General features: G+C 67.6%; 26 protein-coding genes. 2 read left to right on the top strand and 24 right to left on the bottom strand.

Annotated elements, in window-relative coordinates; all coding sequences use genetic code 11:
• Window positions 1-135 precede the first annotated feature (135 nt).
• The 23 genes from IH09_RS24430 to IH09_RS24315 form a co-directional block, all read right to left on the bottom strand.
• Window positions 136-321: a type Z 30S ribosomal protein S14 gene (locus tag IH09_RS24430; RefSeq protein ID WP_004571834.1), complete on the bottom strand. Its 186-nt coding sequence runs from the start codon at window positions 319-321 to the stop codon at window positions 136-138.
• A 2-nt stretch (window positions 322-323) separates the two neighbouring features.
• Window positions 324-884, bottom strand: coding sequence for a 50S ribosomal protein L5 (gene rplE / locus IH09_RS24425; RefSeq protein WP_052859625.1), 561 nt, complete (start codon window positions 882-884; stop codon window positions 324-326).
• Window positions 884-1,207, bottom strand: a complete 324-nt coding sequence (gene rplX, locus IH09_RS24420) for a 50S ribosomal protein L24 (protein WP_052859624.1) — start codon at window positions 1,205-1,207, stop codon at window positions 884-886. The genes rplE and rplX overlap by 1 nt, the downstream gene beginning before the upstream one ends.
• Before the next feature lie 3 nt (window positions 1,208-1,210).
• Window positions 1,211-1,579 carry a 50S ribosomal protein L14 gene (rplN, locus tag IH09_RS24415; RefSeq protein ID WP_030831680.1) on the bottom strand — a complete coding sequence of 123 codons (369 nt, stop codon included), beginning with the start codon at window positions 1,577-1,579 and terminating at the stop codon, window positions 1,211-1,213.
• A gap of 135 nt (window positions 1,580-1,714) precedes the next feature.
• Entirely contained in the window at window positions 1,715-1,996 is a 282-nt protein-coding gene (rpsQ, locus tag IH09_RS24410) for a 30S ribosomal protein S17 (protein ID WP_052859623.1), read from the bottom strand.
• The gene (gene rpmC, locus IH09_RS24405) at window positions 1,996-2,220 is read right to left on the bottom strand and encodes a 50S ribosomal protein L29 (protein ID WP_006604881.1); all 225 of its coding nucleotides are present in this window, start codon (window positions 2,218-2,220) and stop codon (window positions 1,996-1,998) included. Before rpmC ends, rpsQ begins: the two co-directional genes overlap by 1 nt.
• Window positions 2,220-2,639: a 50S ribosomal protein L16 gene (gene rplP / locus IH09_RS24400; RefSeq protein ID WP_006604880.1), complete on the bottom strand. Its 420-nt coding sequence runs from the start codon at window positions 2,637-2,639 to the stop codon at window positions 2,220-2,222. Before rplP ends, rpmC begins: the two co-directional genes overlap by 1 nt.
• A gap of 5 nt (window positions 2,640-2,644) precedes the next feature.
• The gene (gene rpsC / locus IH09_RS24395) at window positions 2,645-3,487 is read right to left on the bottom strand and encodes a 30S ribosomal protein S3 (protein ID WP_052859622.1); all 843 of its coding nucleotides are present in this window, start codon (window positions 3,485-3,487) and stop codon (window positions 2,645-2,647) included.
• A complete protein-coding gene (gene rplV / locus IH09_RS24390) occupies window positions 3,487-3,834 on the bottom strand; it encodes a 50S ribosomal protein L22 (RefSeq protein WP_052859704.1) in 348 nt (115 codons plus the stop codon). The genes rpsC and rplV overlap by 1 nt, the downstream gene beginning before the upstream one ends.
• A 43-nt stretch (window positions 3,835-3,877) precedes the next feature.
• Entirely contained in the window at window positions 3,878-4,159 is a 282-nt protein-coding gene (rpsS, locus tag IH09_RS24385) for a 30S ribosomal protein S19 (protein WP_052859621.1), read from the bottom strand.
• A gap of 12 nt (window positions 4,160-4,171) precedes the next feature.
• Window positions 4,172-5,008 carry a 50S ribosomal protein L2 gene (gene rplB / locus IH09_RS24380; RefSeq protein ID WP_052859620.1) on the bottom strand — a complete coding sequence of 279 codons (837 nt, stop codon included), beginning with the start codon at window positions 5,006-5,008 and terminating at the stop codon, window positions 4,172-4,174.
• A 39-nt stretch (window positions 5,009-5,047) separates the two neighbouring features.
• Complete coding sequence (gene rplW, locus IH09_RS24375; protein WP_052859619.1) at window positions 5,048-5,371, bottom strand: 50S ribosomal protein L23; 324 nt, start codon at window positions 5,369-5,371, stop codon at window positions 5,048-5,050.
• Window positions 5,371-6,021 (bottom strand): 50S ribosomal protein L4, encoded by a 651-nt coding sequence (gene rplD / locus IH09_RS24370; protein WP_052859618.1) that lies wholly within the window; start codon window positions 6,019-6,021, stop codon window positions 5,371-5,373. Before rplD ends, rplW begins: the two co-directional genes overlap by 1 nt.
• A gap of 7 nt (window positions 6,022-6,028) precedes the next feature.
• Window positions 6,029-6,673, bottom strand: coding sequence for a 50S ribosomal protein L3 (gene rplC / locus IH09_RS24365; RefSeq protein ID WP_052859617.1), 645 nt, complete (start codon window positions 6,671-6,673; stop codon window positions 6,029-6,031).
• A 14-nt stretch (window positions 6,674-6,687) separates the two neighbouring features.
• Entirely contained in the window at window positions 6,688-6,996 is a 309-nt protein-coding gene (rpsJ, locus tag IH09_RS24360) for a 30S ribosomal protein S10 (protein WP_004571821.1), read from the bottom strand.
• 480 nt (window positions 6,997-7,476) lie between these two features.
• Window positions 7,477-8,580, bottom strand: a complete 1,104-nt coding sequence (locus IH09_RS24355; protein ID WP_052859616.1) for a trypsin-like serine peptidase — start codon at window positions 8,578-8,580, stop codon at window positions 7,477-7,479.
• Window positions 8,581-8,942: 362 nt separating this feature from the next.
• Window positions 8,943-9,485, bottom strand: a complete 543-nt coding sequence (locus IH09_RS24345) for a DUF1707 domain-containing protein (protein ID WP_052859614.1) — start codon at window positions 9,483-9,485, stop codon at window positions 8,943-8,945.
• 270 nt (window positions 9,486-9,755) lie between these two features.
• Window positions 9,756-9,965: a DUF397 domain-containing protein gene (locus tag IH09_RS24340; RefSeq protein ID WP_052859613.1), complete on the bottom strand. Its 210-nt coding sequence runs from the start codon at window positions 9,963-9,965 to the stop codon at window positions 9,756-9,758.
• A 38-nt stretch (window positions 9,966-10,003) separates the two neighbouring features.
• Window positions 10,004-10,213, bottom strand: coding sequence for a DUF397 domain-containing protein (locus IH09_RS24335; RefSeq protein ID WP_052859612.1), 210 nt, complete (start codon window positions 10,211-10,213; stop codon window positions 10,004-10,006).
• Window positions 10,214-10,272: 59 nt separating this feature from the next.
• The gene (locus IH09_RS24330; protein ID WP_052859611.1) at window positions 10,273-10,482 is read right to left on the bottom strand and encodes a DUF397 domain-containing protein; all 210 of its coding nucleotides are present in this window, start codon (window positions 10,480-10,482) and stop codon (window positions 10,273-10,275) included.
• Window positions 10,483-10,520: 38 nt separating this feature from the next.
• Entirely contained in the window at window positions 10,521-10,730 is a 210-nt protein-coding gene (locus IH09_RS24325) for a DUF397 domain-containing protein (protein ID WP_052859610.1), read from the bottom strand.
• A gap of 62 nt (window positions 10,731-10,792) precedes the next feature.
• On the bottom strand, window positions 10,793-11,002 hold the full coding sequence (locus IH09_RS24320) for a DUF397 domain-containing protein (RefSeq protein ID WP_052859609.1): 210 nt from the start codon (window positions 11,000-11,002) through the stop codon (window positions 10,793-10,795).
• On the bottom strand, window positions 10,999-11,874 hold the full coding sequence (locus IH09_RS24315) for a helix-turn-helix domain-containing protein (protein WP_052859703.1): 876 nt from the start codon (window positions 11,872-11,874) through the stop codon (window positions 10,999-11,001). The genes IH09_RS24320 and IH09_RS24315 overlap by 4 nt, the downstream gene beginning before the upstream one ends.
• Window positions 11,875-12,027: 153 nt before the next feature.
• Between IH09_RS24315 and IH09_RS24310 the strand changes: the two genes are divergently transcribed.
• Both IH09_RS24310 and IH09_RS39290 read left to right on the top strand, forming a co-directional pair.
• A complete protein-coding gene (locus tag IH09_RS24310) occupies window positions 12,028-12,510 on the top strand; it encodes an ATP-binding protein (RefSeq protein ID WP_404827279.1) in 483 nt (160 codons plus the stop codon).
• 383 nt (window positions 12,511-12,893) lie between these two features.
• Window positions 12,894-14,282, top strand: coding sequence for a hypothetical protein (locus tag IH09_RS39290; protein WP_052859608.1), 1,389 nt, complete (start codon window positions 12,894-12,896; stop codon window positions 14,280-14,282).
• 196 nt (window positions 14,283-14,478) lie between these two features.
• Here the strand turns inward: IH09_RS39290 and tuf are convergent, their stop codons facing one another.
• Entirely contained in the window at window positions 14,479-15,672 is a 1,194-nt protein-coding gene (gene tuf, locus IH09_RS24300; RefSeq protein WP_052859607.1) for an elongation factor Tu, read from the bottom strand.
• Window positions 15,673-15,728: the final 56 nt, after the last annotated feature.

Genomic DNA, 15,728 nt, shown 5'->3' with positions numbered 1-15,728 from the left:
AGCGACGTTATGCGGGCGATGCCCGCGGTCGGTCTTGGGCGGCGGGGCCCAACCCTTCTACCCTACGGGACAAAGGGACGGGCCCCTACCGGCCAGATGCTTACCGAGAGCTTCAGGTAATTCCCAACTAGGGAATTACCAGGAGCTCTTGGTCACGCCCGGCAGCTCGCCACGGTGAGCCATCTCACGAAGGCACACGCGGCACAGGCCGAACTTGCGGTAGACGGAGTGCGGCCGGCCGCAGCGCTGGCAACGCGTGTACGCGCGCACAGCGAACTTCGGCTTGCGGGCCGCCTTCGCGATCAGAGCCTTCTTCGCCACGGTCAGTTCTCCTTGAACGGGAAGCCGAGGTGACGAAGCAGGGCACGGCCCTCATCGTCGTTCTGGGCGGTCGTCACCACGGTGATGTCCATGCCCCGGACCCGGTCGATCTTGTCCTGGTCGATCTCGTGGAACATGACCTGCTCCGTGAGACCGAAGGTGTAGTTGCCCCGGCCGTCGAACTGCTTGGGGGACAGACCACGGAAGTCGCGGATGCGCGGCAGCGCCAGCGCCAGCAGACGGTCCAGGAACTCCCACATGCGGTCACCGCGGAGGGTGACGTGGGCACCGATCGGCTGGCCCTCACGCAGCTTGAACTGCGCGATGGACTTACGGGCCTTGGTGACGGCCGGCTTCTGGCCGGTGATCGTGGTGAGGTCGCGGATGGCGCCCTCGATCAGCTTGGAGTCGCGGGCGGCGTCGCCCACACCCATGTTGACCACGATCTTGGTCAGACCGGGGATCTGCATGACGTTCTCGAACGAGAACTCGTCCTTCAGCTTCCCGGCGATCTCTTCGCGGTAGCGCTGCTTGAGGCGCGGTGCGTTGGTGGTGGCAGTCATCAGATGTCCTCACCGGTCCGCTTGGCAACGCGGATCTTGTTGCCCTCGTCGTCGAAGCGGTATCCGACGCGGGTGACGACCTTCTTGCCGTCCTTCTCCACGATCAGCTGAACGTTGCTGACGTGGATGGGGGCCTCGGTCGTCACGATGCCGCCGGTCTTCGAACCACGAGCGGTCTGGCCGGCCTTGGTGTGCTTCTTGACCCGGTTGACACCCTCGACAAGGACACGGTCCTCGCGGGGGAAGGACTGCACGACCTTGCCCTGCTTGCCCTTGTCCTTACCGGTGATGACCTGGACCAGGTCGCCCTTCTTGATCTTCATCGGTTACAGCACCTCCGGCGCGAGCGAGATGATCTTCATGAACTTCTTCTCGCGCAGCTCCCGGCCCACCGGGCCGAAGATACGGGTGCCGCGGGGGTCGCCATCGTTCTTGAGGATGACGGCCGCGTTCTCGTCGAAGCGGATGTACGAGCCGTCGGGACGGCGGCGCTCCTTGACGGTGCGAACGATGACGGCCTTGACGACGTCACCCTTCTTCACGTTGCCACCGGGGATCGCGTCCTTGACGGTGGCGACAATGACGTCACCGATGCCCGCGTAGCGGCGACCGGAACCACCGAGAACACGGATGCAAAGGACTTCCTTCGCACCAGTGTTGTCGGCGACGCGCAGTCGCGACTCCTGCTGGATCACGTCTATCTCCTGATCGTCTGCCGGTTCCCGGCAGGGGCCTGACCTCTGTGAGGTGGCGGCCCCTGCCGAGCCTGGCGGAACTGACCTGAGCAGTGAGCTCAGGTGGTACTAACGGGTTTCCCTGACGGGAAGGGCCTACTTGGCCTTCTCAAGGATCTCCACGATGCGCCAGCGCTTCGTGGCCGACAGCGGCCGGGTCTCCATGATGAGGACACGGTCGCCGACGCCCGCGGCGTTCTGCTCGTCGTGCGCCTTGAGCTTGTTCGTACGACGGATGACCTTGCCGTACAGCGCGTGCTTGACGCGGTCCTCGACAGCGACGACGACGGTCTTGTCCATCTTGTCGCTGACGACGAGACCCTCGCGGGTCTTGCGGAAACCGCGGTCGTTGGTCTCAGTCACATTCTTCTCGCTCATCAGGCGCTCTCCACCGTCTCGATGCCCAGCTCGCGCTCACGCATCAGGGTGTAGATCCGGGCGATGTCCTTGCGGACGGCCTTCAGCCGGCCGTGGTTCTCAAGCTGTCCGGTCGCCGCCTGGAAGCGGAGGTTGAACAGCTCCTCCTTGGCCTCACGAAGCTTGCCGACGAGGTCCTCGTCATTCAGCTCGCGCAGCTCGGTCGCCTTGGTACCGGCCGCCATCACGACTCACCTGCCTCGCGCCGCACGATGCGGCACTTCATCGGAAGCTTGTGGGCGGCGCGGGTCAGCGCCTCCTTGGCAACCTTTTCGTTCGGGAAGGACAGCTCGAACATCACCCGACCGGGCTTGACGTTCGCGACCCACCACTCCGGAGAACCCTTACCGGAACCCATGCGGGTTTCGGCCGGCTTCTTCGTCAGCGGACGGTCGGGGTAGATGTTGATCCACACCTTGCCGCCACGCTTGATGTGACGGGTCATGGCGATACGAGCGGACTCGATCTGCCGGTTCGTCACGTAAGCGGGCGTCACGGCCTGGATGCCGTACTCACCGAAGGCCAGCTCGGTGCCACCCTTGGCCATACCACTGCGCTTGGGGTGGTGCTGCTTGCGGTGCTTGACCCTGCGAGGGATCAGCATGTCGGTCAGGCCTCCGTTCCGGGGGTCTCCGCCGGAGCAGTGGCTGCAGCCTCGGCCTTGGGGGCCTCGGCAGCGGCGCTCTGCTGCGGCTTGCGGCCGCCGCGTCCACCACGCTCGCCACGCTCGCCACCGCCGCCACCGCGACGGGGACGGTCGTTGCCGCCACCGCGGGCCGGGCGGTTACCCGCACGGGCGGCAGCGTTCTCGGCGCGGACCTCGGCGATGTTCTTGACGTCGCCCTTGTAGATCCAGACCTTCACGCCGATCCGGCCGAAGGTGGTCTTGGCCTCGAAGAAGCCGTAGTCGACGTTCGCACGGAGCGTGTGCAGGGGCACACGGCCCTCGCGGTAGAACTCCGAGCGGGACATCTCGGCGCCGCCGAGACGGCCACCGCACTGGATCTTGATGCCCTTGGCGCCGGCCTTCATCGTCGACTGCATGCTCTTACGCATGGCGCGACGGAAGGAGACGCGGGAGGACAGCTGCTCGGCGACGGCCTGGGCCACGAGCTGAGCATCGGTCTCGGGGTTCTTGACCTCGAGGATGTTCAGCTGGACCTGCTTGCCGGTCAGCTTCTCCAGTTCGCCGCGGATGCGGTCGGCCTCGGCGCCACGGCGGCCGATGACGATGCCCGGACGAGCGGTGTGGATGTCAACGCGGACGCGCTCACGGGTGCGCTCGATCTCCACCTTGGAGATACCGGCGCGCTCCATGCCCTTCGTCATCATGCGACGAATGGCGACGTCTTCCTTGACGTAGTCCTTGTACAGCTTGTCGGCGTACCAACGCGACTTGAAGTCGGTGGTGATGCCGAGCCGGAACCCGTGCGGGTTAACCTTCTGGCCCATTACCGGGTTCCTTCCTTGCTGCTGACGACCACGGTGATGTGGCTGGTCCGCTTGCGGATCCGGTAGGCACGGCCCTGGGCACGCGGACGGAACCGCTTCAGGGTCGGGCCCTCGTCGACGTACGCCTCAGTGATGACGAGGCTGCCGGCGTCGGTGTGGTCGTAGTTGTGCGCGGCGTTGGCAATGGCGCTGTCCAGCACCTTGCCAACCGGCACGCTCGCGGCCTGCGGGGCGAAACGCAGGACCGCCTGAGCCTCCGTGGCATCCATGCCACGGATAAGGTCCACCACGCGGCGGGCCTTCATGGGCGTGACGCGGATGTACCGCGCCTGGGCCCTGGCTTCCATGGTTGTCCCTTCGGTGTCAGTCATAGTCTTCGCACTCCGCCGATCAACGACGCCGCGACTTGCGGTCGTCCTTCTCGTGGCCGCGGAAGGTGCGGGTCGGCGCAAACTCGCCGAGCTTGTGGCCGACCATCGACTCGGTGACGAACACCGGGACGTGCTTGCGGCCGTCATGCACCGCGATCGTGTGGCCGAGCATGGCCGGGACGATCATGGAGCGGCGGGACCAGGTCTTGATGACGTTCTTGGTGCCGGCTTCGTTCTGGACATCCACCTTCTTGGTGAGGTGTCCGTCGACGAAGGGCCCCTTCTTGAGACTGCGCGGCATCTAAACCCGCTCCTAGCGCTTCTTGTTCGTCTTGCGGCGGCGGACGATGTACTTGTTGCTGGCCTTCTTCGGCGAGCGAGTACGACCCTCCTTCTTGCCCCAGGGCGAGACCGGGTGGCGACCACCGGAGGTCTTGCCCTCACCACCACCGTGCGGGTGGTCGACCGGGTTCATCACGACACCACGCACGGTCGGGCGGACGCCCTTCCAGCGCATACGGCCGGCCTTGCCCCAGTTGATGTTCGACTGCTCGGCGTTGCCGACCTCGCCGATCGTGGCGCGGCAGCGGGCGTCGACCAGCCGGATCTCACCGGAGGGCATACGAAGGTGGGCCATGGTGCCCTCCTTCGCCAGCAGCTGCACGGAGGCACCCGCGGAGCGGGCGAACTTCGCGCCGCCGCCGGGCCGCAGCTCGATGGCGTGGATCGTCGTACCCACGGGGATGTTGCGCAGGGCCAGGTTGTTGCCGGGCTTGATGTCGGCGCCGGGGCCGTTCTCAATCCGGGCGCCCTGGACCAGGCCGCGGGGGGCGATGATGTAGCGCTTCTCGCCGTCTGCGTAGTGCAGCAGCGCGATGCGCGCGGTGCGGTTGGGGTCGTACTCGATGTGCGCGACCTTGGCCGGCACGCCGTCCTTGTCGTGACGACGGAAGTCGATCACGCGGTAGGCGCGCTTGTGGCCACCACCCTGGTGGCGAACGGTCACACGACCGGCGTTGTTACGGCCGCCCTTGCTGTGCAGCGGGCGGACCAGCGACTTCTCCGGCGTGGACCGCGTGATCTCGACAAAGTCGGCGACGCTGGAGCCACGACGGCCCGGGGTCGTCGGCTTGTACTTGCGGATACCCATTTCTCAGTCCTCGTCCGATTCCGGACGACTCGGACTCCGTTAGGAGACCGGGCCGCCGAAGATGTCGATACGGTCGCCCTCGGCGAGGGTCACGATGGCGCGCTTGGTGTTGGCGCGCTTGCCGAAACCGGTCTTGGTGCGCTTGCGCTTACCCTGACGGTTGATCGTGTTGACCCCGGTGACCTTGACCGAGAAGACCGTCTCGACGGCCTGCTTGATCTGGGTCTTGTTCACGCCGGGCGCGACGATGAACGTGTACTTGTTCTCGTCCAGCAGCGCGTAGCTCTTCTCCGAGACAACCGGCTTGACGAGAATGTCGCGCGGGTCCGAGAAGGTCTTGCTGGTAACGGTCGCCTCAGTCATCAGGCGTCGCTCCCTTCGAGCTCAGCGGCCTTGGGACCAGCCACGAAGGACTCGAAAGCGCCCTTGGTGAAGACCACGTCGTCGGAGATGAGCACGTCGTACGTGTTCAGCTGGCCCGGCTCCAGGAGGTGCACCTGGGGCAGGTTGCGGGCGGAGAACCACGCGGCCTCGTCGCTGCGCTCGACGACCAGGAGCACGTTCTTGCGCTCGCTGACCTTGCCGAGGAGAGCCTTGGCGGCCTTGGTGGAGATCTCGCCCTCGACCACGCCGGAGACGACGTGGATGCGGCTGTTGCGGGCCCGGTCGGTGAGGGCACCGCGCAGGGCGGCGACCTTCATCTTCTTGGGCGTCCGCTGCGAGTAGTCACGCGGCACGGGACCGTGCACGACGCCACCGCCGGCGAACTGCGGCGCACGGGTCGAACCCTGGCGCGCGCGGCCGGTGCCCTTCTGGCGGTACGGCTTGCGGCCACCGCCGCGGACCTCGCCACGAGTCTTGGTCTTGTGCGTGCCCTGACGGGCCGCGGCCAGCTGCGCGACAACGACCTGGTGAATCAGCGGAATGCTGACCTTGGCGTCGAAGATCTCCGTGGGGAGCTCGACGGTCCCGGCCTTGTCGCCTGCCGGCGAAAGGATGTCAATGGTGCTCATCGTTACCTCAGGCCCCCTTGGCCGCGGTACGGACCAGGACGAGGCCGCCGTTCGGACCAGGAACTGCGCCCTTGATGAGCAGCAGACCCTTCTCCGCGTCAACGGCATGGACGGTCAGGTTCTGGGTGGTGACCCGCTCATTGCCCATACGGCCGGCCATCCGCATGCCCTTGAACACGCGGCCCGGGGTGGCGCAGCCACCGATGGAACCAGGCTTACGGTGCACGCGGTGGGCACCGTGCGACGCCTTGCCGCCATGGAAGCCGTGACGCTTCATGACGCCGGCGAAGCCCTTGCCCTTGCTCTTGCCGGTCACGTCGACCTTGACACCGGACTCGAAGGTCTCGGCGTTCACTTCCTGACCGAGGGTGTACTCGCCGGCATCGGCGGTACGGACCTCGACGAGGTGGCGGCGGGGGGTGACGTCAGCCTTGGCGAAGTGGCCCTTGAGGGGCTTGTTCACCTTGCGCGGGTCGATCTCGCCGAAGGCGATCTGGACGGAGTCGTAGCCGTCCTGGTCATTCGTACGCACCTGGGTAACGACACAGGGGCCGGCCTTCACCACGGTCACCGGGACGACACGGTTGTTCTCGTCCCAGACCTGGGTCATGCCGAGCTTCTCGCCCAGGATGCCCTTGATCTGCTTTGCCATCTGTTCCGCGCCTCTCAGAGCTTGATCTCGATGTCAACGCCGGCCGGAAGGTCCAGGCGCATCAGCGAGTCAACGGTCTTGGGCGTCGGGTCGAGGATGTCGATCAAGCGCTTGTGCGTGCGCATCTCGAAGTGCTCGCGCGAGTCCTTGTACTTGTGCGGCGACTTGATGACGCAGTACACGTTCTTCTCAGTGGGCAGCGGCACCGGGCCCGCGACCGACGCACCAGTCCTGGTCACCGTCTCGACGATCTTCTTCGCCGACGTGTCGATGACCTCGTGGTCGTAGGCCTTGAGCCGGATGCGGATCTTCTGTCCCGCCATGGCTACTCAGTAGTCCTGTCTCTCGTAACGCTCTGGGGCCCGATGCGCCGCGTTCCCTGGGGAACGCTGTCCAACCTCCGACCCACGCGGTCGGGCGTGTCGCACCCCTTCCCGTAAATCTCCATAACGGAGATCCTTCAAGAAGGAGGTTGTGGGGGAAGAACACCCACCGGGCGCCTGGCTGGTACCCCGCTGACGCTTCCCGGAAGATTCCCGTACTTCCGCCCCTGATCAGGGACGACGAATACCTGGGACTCGCTTCCGATCCTCCCGGCGGGAGGCGCGCAGCATCGGCACTCAACCGAGCAACCTGGCCAGTGTGCCATACGGGTCATGGCACTCGCCAATCGAGCCCACGAGGTTACCGCAGCCGCACGGCACCCCGTACCGGGCGACTCGCCCATCCTGCCCCGTACACGTCATTGGAATGACATGTACGAGACAGGACGGTCGGGGGGTCAGCCCCGATTCAGGGGAGTCCTAACGCGACTGCGCCCAGTCATAGAGACGGTGCGCGCTGTCACCGAAGCGCGTGGCGTAGAGCGTGGGGGCCGGTCCGCCCGCGAGCTCCTCGTCGGTGGTGGTGACGCCCACGACGGTGCCGGTGCCGGTGCGGGTGTCGAAGTGGGCCAGGTGCGGGCCGCCGCTCGACCCGGCCGACATGTCGCAGGTCTCACCCCACAGCAGGGGGACCTTGGGGCCGGGGTGGCTCGGGCCCGCGCAGTGGATCATGCGGGATCCGACGTACTTGTCCTTGGTGTCGTTGAGTCCGTTGCTCGGGTACCCGAAGGCGTGGACGAACTCGTCCGCGACGGGCTTGCCGAACCCGATCCGCTGGCTTCCGGTGACGTCCTCGATCGGCTTCCCATCAGCAGCGGGGTTCGCGACGAGGAGTCCCGTGTCGAAGCCGGCGGCGGCGACGTCCGACGATTCCGTGGTGGCCGGATCGACGTCCCAGCGGGAAGAGGTGGCCATGGCCTTGGCGCTGAAGCCGCCGAGCGGTTTCGTTCCGTTGCGGTAGCCGGGCACGAAGTAGAGGTTGTGGTTCCAGGTGTCGTCGGCGGACGGCGACCCGACGCCTCTCAGGCAGTGTGCCGCCGTGATGACGGTGCTGCGGTTGGCGCTGGTGACGACCGTCGCGGTGCAGCTGCCGTCGTAGCCGTCGGAGAAGGTGAAGAACAGGCGGCCCACGTTCTTCTCCACCGCCCCGCCGTGCGTCCACACGGCCCCGGAGTCCGGCGTGTTCGCGGGGAGCGGCCGCGGGTCGTCCGGCGTGTTGTCGTCCTTGGGCACGGGGGTGATCTCGGGGACCATGGCCCCGGCCAGCTTCATCCGCTCGGGGGTCCAGTAGGCGTTGATCCGGTCCCGCTCCGGTGCGGTCGTGGCGCCGGCGTGCGTGGTGGTGGTGTCCGGTCCCGCCGCGCCGCCGCCGGTGGACGACGGGGTGTGCGGTGCGGCGTTCGCGGCCGGCGTGACCAGTGCGACGACGGCCGCCGACACGGCGACGGTGGCGCCGATCGCGTGCCGGAGGGGCCTGCGGGTGCTGCCCGGGTGACCGGATGGGCGGTGAGGAGGTATGCGCATGCGCGGGACAGTAGCCACGGGATGTCAGCAAACGGTCAAAGAAGTGTGGAGGCGGTGTGCGCACGGCCGGTCGGCGGTTCGTACCGGACATCGACCGGCACGGCGACTGCCTCTCCCCCTACGACGAGATCGGCGATGTCCCCGGCCTGCACGCTTACCTCCGGTGGCGCGATGCCACCGCCCGCCACCGCGACGCCCTGGCCGCCGAACGCCGGGAACCCGCCCGTATCCGCAGCGAGCAGGGCATCCGGTGGGGCGCACGGACGCCCGCTCCGAAGTGCGGCCTGACCAACCCAACCGGTCTCTACGATCACGGCATCGGCGATCGAGCCGGGGCAGGTGGCCCTCATGCCGGATGGGTCTCAACGCCGCGCGTGGCGGATCTTCAACCGGCCGAACCCCATGGTCCCGGAGATCCGGATCCTCGGCCCGCCGGAGCGGGAGCGCCGCCCGGTCTTGTAGCGCGTGTCCTTCCACCCGGTGTGCAGACCGTCGAAGTCGACGATCGCGTCGCGAGGCACCGTGATCCTGGCTCTGCCGGTGCCGAGCTGCAACTCGATGTCCACCACCGGATGTTCGATGACCGCCCGGGACAGGTCCAGGTGCACCCTTCCGTATGCGGACTCCACCTTCAGGGTCCGAGGTACCCGCCATGCGCCGCGCCGCTTGATCCGTCCGCCGGCGGCGGCAATCGTGGACGTGGTACCCGCGTTCCCCTCCGGGAGCGAGGCCAGGACCGGCACCAGCTCGCTCTGCGTCTTGGCGGTGAGCACCTGGTGGAGGCGCTCCTCCATCTCCTCGCGCGAGAGGTGCCCTTCGGCGTACGCCTCCTGCACGCGCTGCACGGCCGTGTCGCGGTCGTCTTCGCCCAGCAGTTGCGGCGGGTCTTCCGGCAGAGAAGTCACCGTTTCACCCTAGTGCCGTCCCGGCGATACGGACGGGCCAAGTTCCGTAGCGGTCAAGCCGTGCGATGGGGCGGCCGACCGCTCGTCATGAGGGTCTCGGACGGCCCAACTCTGCGAACCTGTGCGTCACAGCAACTGGACCTCAACGTCGGCCGGACTGACGAAAGTTGACCAACCGCGCCGGAGGACCCCGGCAAGCGTCACGCCGGGGTCCTCCGTTGTTCAAGATCGAGTGCTTGGCGCGCTGTACCGATGCTTCCCGAGGCCGCGTCAGACCCGGGCTGCGTACGTTACGAAGTCGGCCCAGGCGTTCGGCGCGAACCTGAGGCTCGGCCCCTGCGCGTTCTTGGAGTCACGGACGTGGATGGTGGCGGGGGTGGCGGCGACCTCGACGCAGCTGTCAATTTCGGGGCCGCTGCTGTAGCTGCTCTTGAACCATGCCGGCTCGGCAGCGTCCCCGGCGGAGGGCTTCACGATCATGTGTCTCCTCTCGCTATCTCGATCGCGGAAGTACCGGATCAGACCCCGGACGCGTACGCCACGAAATCGGCCCACGCACCCGGCGTAAACCCGAGACTCGGCCCCCGCACGTCCTTCGAATCACGGACATGGACAACACCGGGGACCGTGGCAATCTCAACGCAGCTATCGCCTTCGGGGCCGCTGCTGTGGCTGCTCTTGAACCACTTCAGCTCGACGGCGTCCTCGGAAGCGGGCTTCACGATCATGTCTCTCCCAGCGCTTTCTCGATGAAGGCCGGCGATTCCTGCGAGGGCGCCCAGGGCCGTCAGTCCTGGGCCGCGTACGTCACGAACGCGGCCCAGGCATCCGGCGCAAACCCGAGATTCGGCCCCCGCACGTCCTTGGAATCACGGACGTGGACGACGCCGGGGGCCGCCGCAACCTCGACGCAGTCAGAGCCGTGCTCGTTGGTGCTGTAGCTGCTCTTGAACCACGCCAACGTGAGGCTTTCTGCGGCAACGGGCCTGCGGGTCATGTCTCTCCTCGCGCTTTCTCGGTCGCGGAGGTACCGGATCAGACCCCGGACGCGTACGCCACGAAATCTGCCCACGCACCCGGCGCGAACCCCAGACTCGGCCCCCGCACATTCTTCGAATCACGGACGTGGACGACGCCGGGGACCGTGGCGACCTCAACGCAGCTATCAGCTTCGTTGCCACTGCTGTAGCTGCTCTTGAACCACGCCAGCTCGGCAGCGTTCCCGGTGGAAGGCTTGAGGATCATGTCTCTACCAGCACTTTCTCGACGAAGGCCAGTGAATCCCGTGGTGTGAGCGCCTGCGGCTGTCAGACCTGGGCCGCGTACGTTACGAAGTCGGCCCAGGCATCGGGCGTAAACCCGAGGCTTGGCCCCTGGAGGTCCTTGGAGTCACGGACATGGACGGTGCCGGGGGCCGTAGCGACCTCAACGCAGCTATCAGCTTCGGTGCCACTGCTGTAGCTGCTCTTGAACCACGCCAGCTGCGAAGCGTCCCCGGCGGAAGGCTTGTGGATCATGTCTCTCCCAGCACTTTCTCGATGAAGGCCAGCGACTCCCGTGGAGTGAGAGCCTGGGCCCGGATGATGCCATACCGCAGATCGAGGATCCGGAGCTGCTTCGGGTCGGAGACAGGACGACCGGCGAACGCCCCCTCGGAGCGTCCCACCGCCGTACCGTCACCGAACTTCAGCATCTCGATCTCACCGTCCACTCCGGGGTGAGCCTCGCTGTGAGTCGGCATCACCTGGAGCGTGACATTGCGCAACTGCCCCACCTCCAGGAGGCGTTCGAGCTGTCGGCGCCATTCAATTGTGCCTCCAACCGGACGTCGTAGCGCAGCCTCTTCCTGCACGAAGCTGAGCGCAGGGGCAGGTGATCGGTCGAATACCGACCGCCGGGCCATGCGTGCGGCCACCCCGTGCTCCACCTCGTCTGGCGAGTACGCAGGCCGACGTGCTTCGAGCAGGGCCTTCGCATGCCCCTCCGCCTGGAGCAGGCCATGGATGCCGAGGCTTGCGTACACCGCGATCTCGACTGCCTGCGCTTCCAGCCTGGTCAGCGCCCGAACCTTCTTCGGGTACCGCACCTCCGCCACGTCCTGCTTCATCGCGGCGATCTTGCCGCCCGCACCCAGGACCTCGTCGGCTTTCTCCAGGTACTCCGGGCGCGGGATCCGCTTCCCGGTTTCGACCTTGTAGATCAGGTTCTCGCCGTAGCCGAGGGCCTCACCGAGCTCCGCCGCCCGCAGCCCCGCTCCCTCCCGCCACAGCTTCAGCTGGCGGCCTACGGATTTCAGTACCGCCTCGCCCTCGTCATCGAGACCGGGGCCCTGGTCGGGGTCGTCCACCCCGTCCGCCACCTTGCCCGTACCGCCGTCGTCCACGCTCATCGTGCCCACCTCCGACGCATCGTTGTTCATTGCGCGCGCTCACGGAAGGTCACGCTGGACGGGCCGGACAGTTCCGGACCACGCCGAGACAGTCACCGTACGTACAGGCGGCGCTACTTTTCAGCGTAAGCACACCCGGCCACGCTGAGTGATGTGAATCACGAAATCAGCGGTCAACGGCTCCTGCCACGGCCAGTCGCCGCCACCCATGCCGCCGCACCCACCCGGCAGTTCCGCGTCCAGTTGTCCGCCACCCGCCGGGGCGCCCGGCTCGCCCGGCTGCTCACGACCGAGCAACTCCGGTCCTGGGGGCTGCCGTTCGAGACGCCGGCGCAGATCGTCGCCGAGCTGGCCGCCAACGCCATCTCGCACGGACGGGTACCGGGGCGCGACTTCCGCCTCACGGTCACCGTAAAACGGAGTGCGGACGCGGAAATCGACACGATCCGTATCGAGGTGATCGACGCGCGCAGCGAGCGACTGCCGGTTCCGGAGGCCCAACAACCCACGGTAGAACAGGAGTCGGGGCGCGGGCTGCTCCTCGTCGCCGCGTTCGCGGACCGCTGGGGAACGGTGTCCGGGCCTCCGCCCTGCAAGACGGTCTGGGCGGAATGCGACCTGTCAACACGCGCCTGAGGCCCGTCAACCGGAGGCCGGAAACCTGGCCTTCGGTGATCTGGGCGCCACGGCTTCGGGACGTAAAAAGACCAAAGAACCACAGGTAGAGAACCCCAACCCACCAAACCCCACCAGCCCGCCACAGGCCCGCCGCCCGCACCGTCACCCACTCAGGTGATCCATGACCGGAAGGCTGGCCTTCGCGGCTTCCGGCGGGGCAGGCTCGGCCCCAACACCCCCTGAAACCCCAGACATGCGACGGCCCCCGGCCGGGACGGCAATCCCGATCGAGGGCCTGACCAACGAGGAAGACGAGCCCCTTCCTGATGGCTGAACAGCAGCTTAACGCGCCCTCGTACGCGCGGTACGTCGTTCGCCGATCCCTTGCCGGGGTCCGCAAAGTGACCGAATTCCAGCATCCGGGCTTCACGATCATCGGCGATCACCTCGCCCAGCACCGTGAGCTGTCCCTCACCGCTATCGGGCTGGCGACCTACATCCAGTCGCTGCCCGAAGGCGCCCCCGTCGACATCCGCACCCTCGCCGAAAAGTTCCCGGAGGGGCGCGAGCGGGTGGCCACGGCGCTGCGCGCGCTGGAGGCGTACGGCTACATCGAGCGGGTCCGCGAACGCACCGACAACGGCAAGCTCGTCACGGTGACGTACTCGTACAACAACCCCGAGGCCACCCGCGCCCGCCGCGCCCGCGAGGCCGCCGCCCGCTCCCCCCGCCGCACCACCGGCGCCCCGACCCCCGAGGAGCCCGCCCCAGCCCGGCCCACCACGGCCGAGGCCACGCCCGACGCCATGGTCGAGGCCGCCACCGACGCCATGGTCGAGGCCACGCCCGAGCCCGCACCTGGACCGGCACCTGAGCCCGCGCCCGAGCCGGTACCTGCGTACGAGCCGACGCCTGGGCCGGTGCCTCGGCCCGCTCCCGGCCCCGCTCCCCAGCCCGCACCTGGTCCGGTGCCCGAGCCCGCACTCGGCCCCGAGCCCGCATCTGAACCCGTACCCGAGCCCGCTACCGAGCCCGGACCGGTACCGCAGCCCGCTCGCGGCCCCGCTCCCGTACGCCGCGCGCATGGCGACCCCGTACGCACGACGAACCTCGACACCGCCCCCGCCCCGGAGCTCGCACCTGCATATGAGCCCGCGCCCGAGCCCGAGCCGGTACCCGCGTACGAGCCCACGCCCGGACCGGTACCTGAACCCGTACCCGAGCCGGTACCTGCGCACGAGCCCGCTCCCGTAGGCCACGCAGAGACCGCCCCCGTACGCACAGCGGACCTCGACACCGGCCCCGCTCCAGGCCCCGCCCCCGTACGCACGGCGCACGCCGCCCCCGCGCCCCGCCGCGGACCTTCCCGTCCCCGGCTCCCACTCCCCCGCCCCCGCACGTCCGAGCACCGGCAGGCGGCCGCCGCGCTCCTCGCGGAGCTGCGCCGCGCCGACCCGCGCCTGCTGCTCTCCGTGCGGGACGTGCACCGCCTCGCCCCCGCCGTGGCCGCCTGGCTGGAACGCGGCGCCGACCCCGACGCCGTACGCCACACCCTCACCACCGGCCTCCCGGCCCCGCTGCGCCACCCCGCCGCCCTGCTCGCCCACCGCCTCACCGCGCTGCTGCCGCCACGCCTCCCAGCCGCCCCAGCCGCCCCGGCCACCGGCCACCCCCACCCGTTCCAGACCTGCGACACCTGCGACCGCGCCTTCCGCGCCCCGGCCCCCGGCCACTGCCGGGACTGCCGGGAAGCCGCCGGACGAGCAGTGCCCCAGCCCCTCGCGGCCTGAGCTCGGCCAGGCTCGGCCATCCGGGTGCACCGCTGGGAGCCAGGCGCTGTACGGCTGTACGTACACCCGCGAAAACAGAGCCGGCGGAGAACACAGAAGTGCCCGCACGACCGAAGTCGTACGGGCACTTCACGAGCCAAGGCTCAGAGCCGAGGCTCACAGCTCAACCGAGCTACCGGGTCTCCCCGATCAACAATTACTTGTTGATCTTGGTGACCTGGCCGGCGCCGACGGTCCGGCCACCCTCACGGATGGCGAACTTCAGGCCCTCCTCCATGGCGACCGGCTGGATCAGCTCGACCGTCATCTCGGTGTTGTCGCCCGGCATGACCATCTCGGTGCCCTCGGGGAGGGTCACGACGCCGGTCACGTCCGTGGTACGGAAGTAGAACTGCGGGCGGTAGTTGTTGAAGAACGGGGTGTGACGGCCACCCTCGTCCTTCGACAGGATGTACGCCTGCGCCTCGAACGAGGTGTGCGGCGTGACCGAGCCGGGCTTGATGATGACCTGGCCGCGCTCGACGTCCTCGCGCTTGATACCGCGAAGCAGCAGACCGACGTTCTCACCGGCCTGGCCCTCGTCGAGGAGCTTCCGGAACATCTCGATACCGGTGACCGTGGTGGTGGTCTTCTCGGTCTTGATGCCGATGATGTCGACGGTCTCGTTGACCTTGAGGACACCACGCTCGATACGACCGGTGACAACGGTGCCACGGCCGGTGATCGTGAAGACGTCCTCGATCGGCATCAGGAACGGCTTGTCGACGTCGCGCTCGGGCTGCGGGATCGACTCGTCGACGGCCTTCATCAGGTCGAGGACGGACTTGCCCCACTCGGCGTCGCCCTCGAGCGCCTTGAGCGCCGAGACCTTGACGACCGGAACGTCGTCGCCCGGGAACTCGTACTCGGAGAGGAGCTCGCGGACCTCGAGCTCGACGAGCTCCAGGATCTCCTCGTCGTCCACCATGTCGGCCTTGTTCAGCGCGACAACGATGTAGGGGACGCCGACCTGGCGGGCCAGGAGCACGTGCTCCTTGGTCTGCGGCATCGGGCCGTCGGTGGCGGCGACCACGAGGATGGCGCCGTCCATCTGCGCCGCACCCGTGATCATGTTCTTGATGTAGTCCGCGTGACCGGGGCAGTCAACGTGGGCGTAGTGACGGCTCTCCGTCTGGTACTCGACGTGCGCGATCGAAATCGTGATACCGCGCTGGCGCTCCTCAGGAGCCTTGTCGATCTGGTCGAAGGCCGAGGCCTCGTTCAGGTCCGGGTACGCGTCATGCAGCACCTTGGTAATGGCGGCCGTGAGGGTCGTCTTACCGTGGTCAATGTGACCGATGGTGCCGATGTTGACGTGCGGCTTAGTCCGCTCGAACTTCGCCTTCGCCACTGGGGTCCTCCTGTGGAGTGGTTCTGTACGCCTTACTCATCGGCGCCAGGTGATCT

The sequence above is a fragment of the Streptomyces celluloflavus genome (assembly GCA_000720995.1).
Classification (GTDB): Bacteria; Actinomycetota; Actinomycetes; order Streptomycetales; family Streptomycetaceae; genus Streptomyces; species Streptomyces celluloflavus.
Note: the sequence above shows the minus strand (reverse complement) of the source record. Positions and strands in the feature narration are given on the sequence as shown.

What these genes read in the sequence shown, in the direction of transcription:
- rplE (WP_052859625.1), bottom strand. Translation starts at nt 884, where the DNA reads ATGACTGCCACCACCAACGCACCGCGCCTCAAGCAGCGCTACCGCGAA.
- rplX (WP_052859624.1), bottom strand. Translation starts at nt 1,207, where the DNA reads ATGAAGATCAAGAAGGGCGACCTGGTCCAGGTCATCACCGGTAAGGAC.
- rpsQ (WP_052859623.1), bottom strand. Translation starts at nt 1,996, where the DNA reads ATGAGCGAGAAGAATGTGACTGAGACCAACGACCGCGGTTTCCGCAAG.
- rpmC (WP_006604881.1), bottom strand. Translation starts at nt 2,220, where the DNA reads ATGGCGGCCGGTACCAAGGCGACCGAGCTGCGCGAGCTGAATGACGAG.
- rplP (WP_006604880.1), bottom strand. Translation starts at nt 2,639, where the DNA reads ATGCTGATCCCTCGCAGGGTCAAGCACCGCAAGCAGCACCACCCCAAG.
- rpsC (WP_052859622.1), bottom strand. Translation starts at nt 3,487, where the DNA reads ATGGGCCAGAAGGTTAACCCGCACGGGTTCCGGCTCGGCATCACCACC.
- rplV (WP_052859704.1), bottom strand. Translation starts at nt 3,834, where the DNA reads ATGGAAGCCAGGGCCCAGGCGCGGTACATCCGCGTCACGCCCATGAAG.
- rpsS (WP_052859621.1), bottom strand. Translation starts at nt 4,159, where the DNA reads ATGCCGCGCAGTCTCAAGAAGGGGCCCTTCGTCGACGGACACCTCACC.
- rplB (WP_052859620.1), bottom strand. Translation starts at nt 5,008, where the DNA reads ATGGGTATCCGCAAGTACAAGCCGACGACCCCGGGCCGTCGTGGCTCC.
- rplW (WP_052859619.1), bottom strand. Translation starts at nt 5,371, where the DNA reads ATGACTGAGGCGACCGTTACCAGCAAGACCTTCTCGGACCCGCGCGAC.
- rplD (WP_052859618.1), bottom strand. Translation starts at nt 6,021, where the DNA reads ATGAGCACCATTGACATCCTTTCGCCGGCAGGCGACAAGGCCGGGACC.
- rplC (WP_052859617.1), bottom strand. Translation starts at nt 6,673, where the DNA reads ATGGCAAAGCAGATCAAGGGCATCCTGGGCGAGAAGCTCGGCATGACC.
- rpsJ (WP_004571821.1), bottom strand. Translation starts at nt 6,996, where the DNA reads ATGGCGGGACAGAAGATCCGCATCCGGCTCAAGGCCTACGACCACGAG.
- IH09_RS24355 (WP_052859616.1), bottom strand. Translation starts at nt 8,580, where the DNA reads ATGCGCATACCTCCTCACCGCCCATCCGGTCACCCGGGCAGCACCCGC.
- IH09_RS24340 (WP_052859613.1), bottom strand. Translation starts at nt 9,965, where the DNA reads ATGATCGTGAAGCCCTCCGCCGGGGACGCTGCCGAGCCGGCATGGTTC.
- IH09_RS24335 (WP_052859612.1), bottom strand. Translation starts at nt 10,213, where the DNA reads ATGATCGTGAAGCCCGCTTCCGAGGACGCCGTCGAGCTGAAGTGGTTC.
- IH09_RS24330 (WP_052859611.1), bottom strand. Translation starts at nt 10,482, where the DNA reads ATGACCCGCAGGCCCGTTGCCGCAGAAAGCCTCACGTTGGCGTGGTTC.
- IH09_RS24325 (WP_052859610.1), bottom strand. Translation starts at nt 10,730, where the DNA reads ATGATCCTCAAGCCTTCCACCGGGAACGCTGCCGAGCTGGCGTGGTTC.
- IH09_RS24320 (WP_052859609.1), bottom strand. Translation starts at nt 11,002, where the DNA reads ATGATCCACAAGCCTTCCGCCGGGGACGCTTCGCAGCTGGCGTGGTTC.
- IH09_RS24315 (WP_052859703.1), bottom strand. Translation starts at nt 11,874, where the DNA reads ATGAGCGTGGACGACGGCGGTACGGGCAAGGTGGCGGACGGGGTGGAC.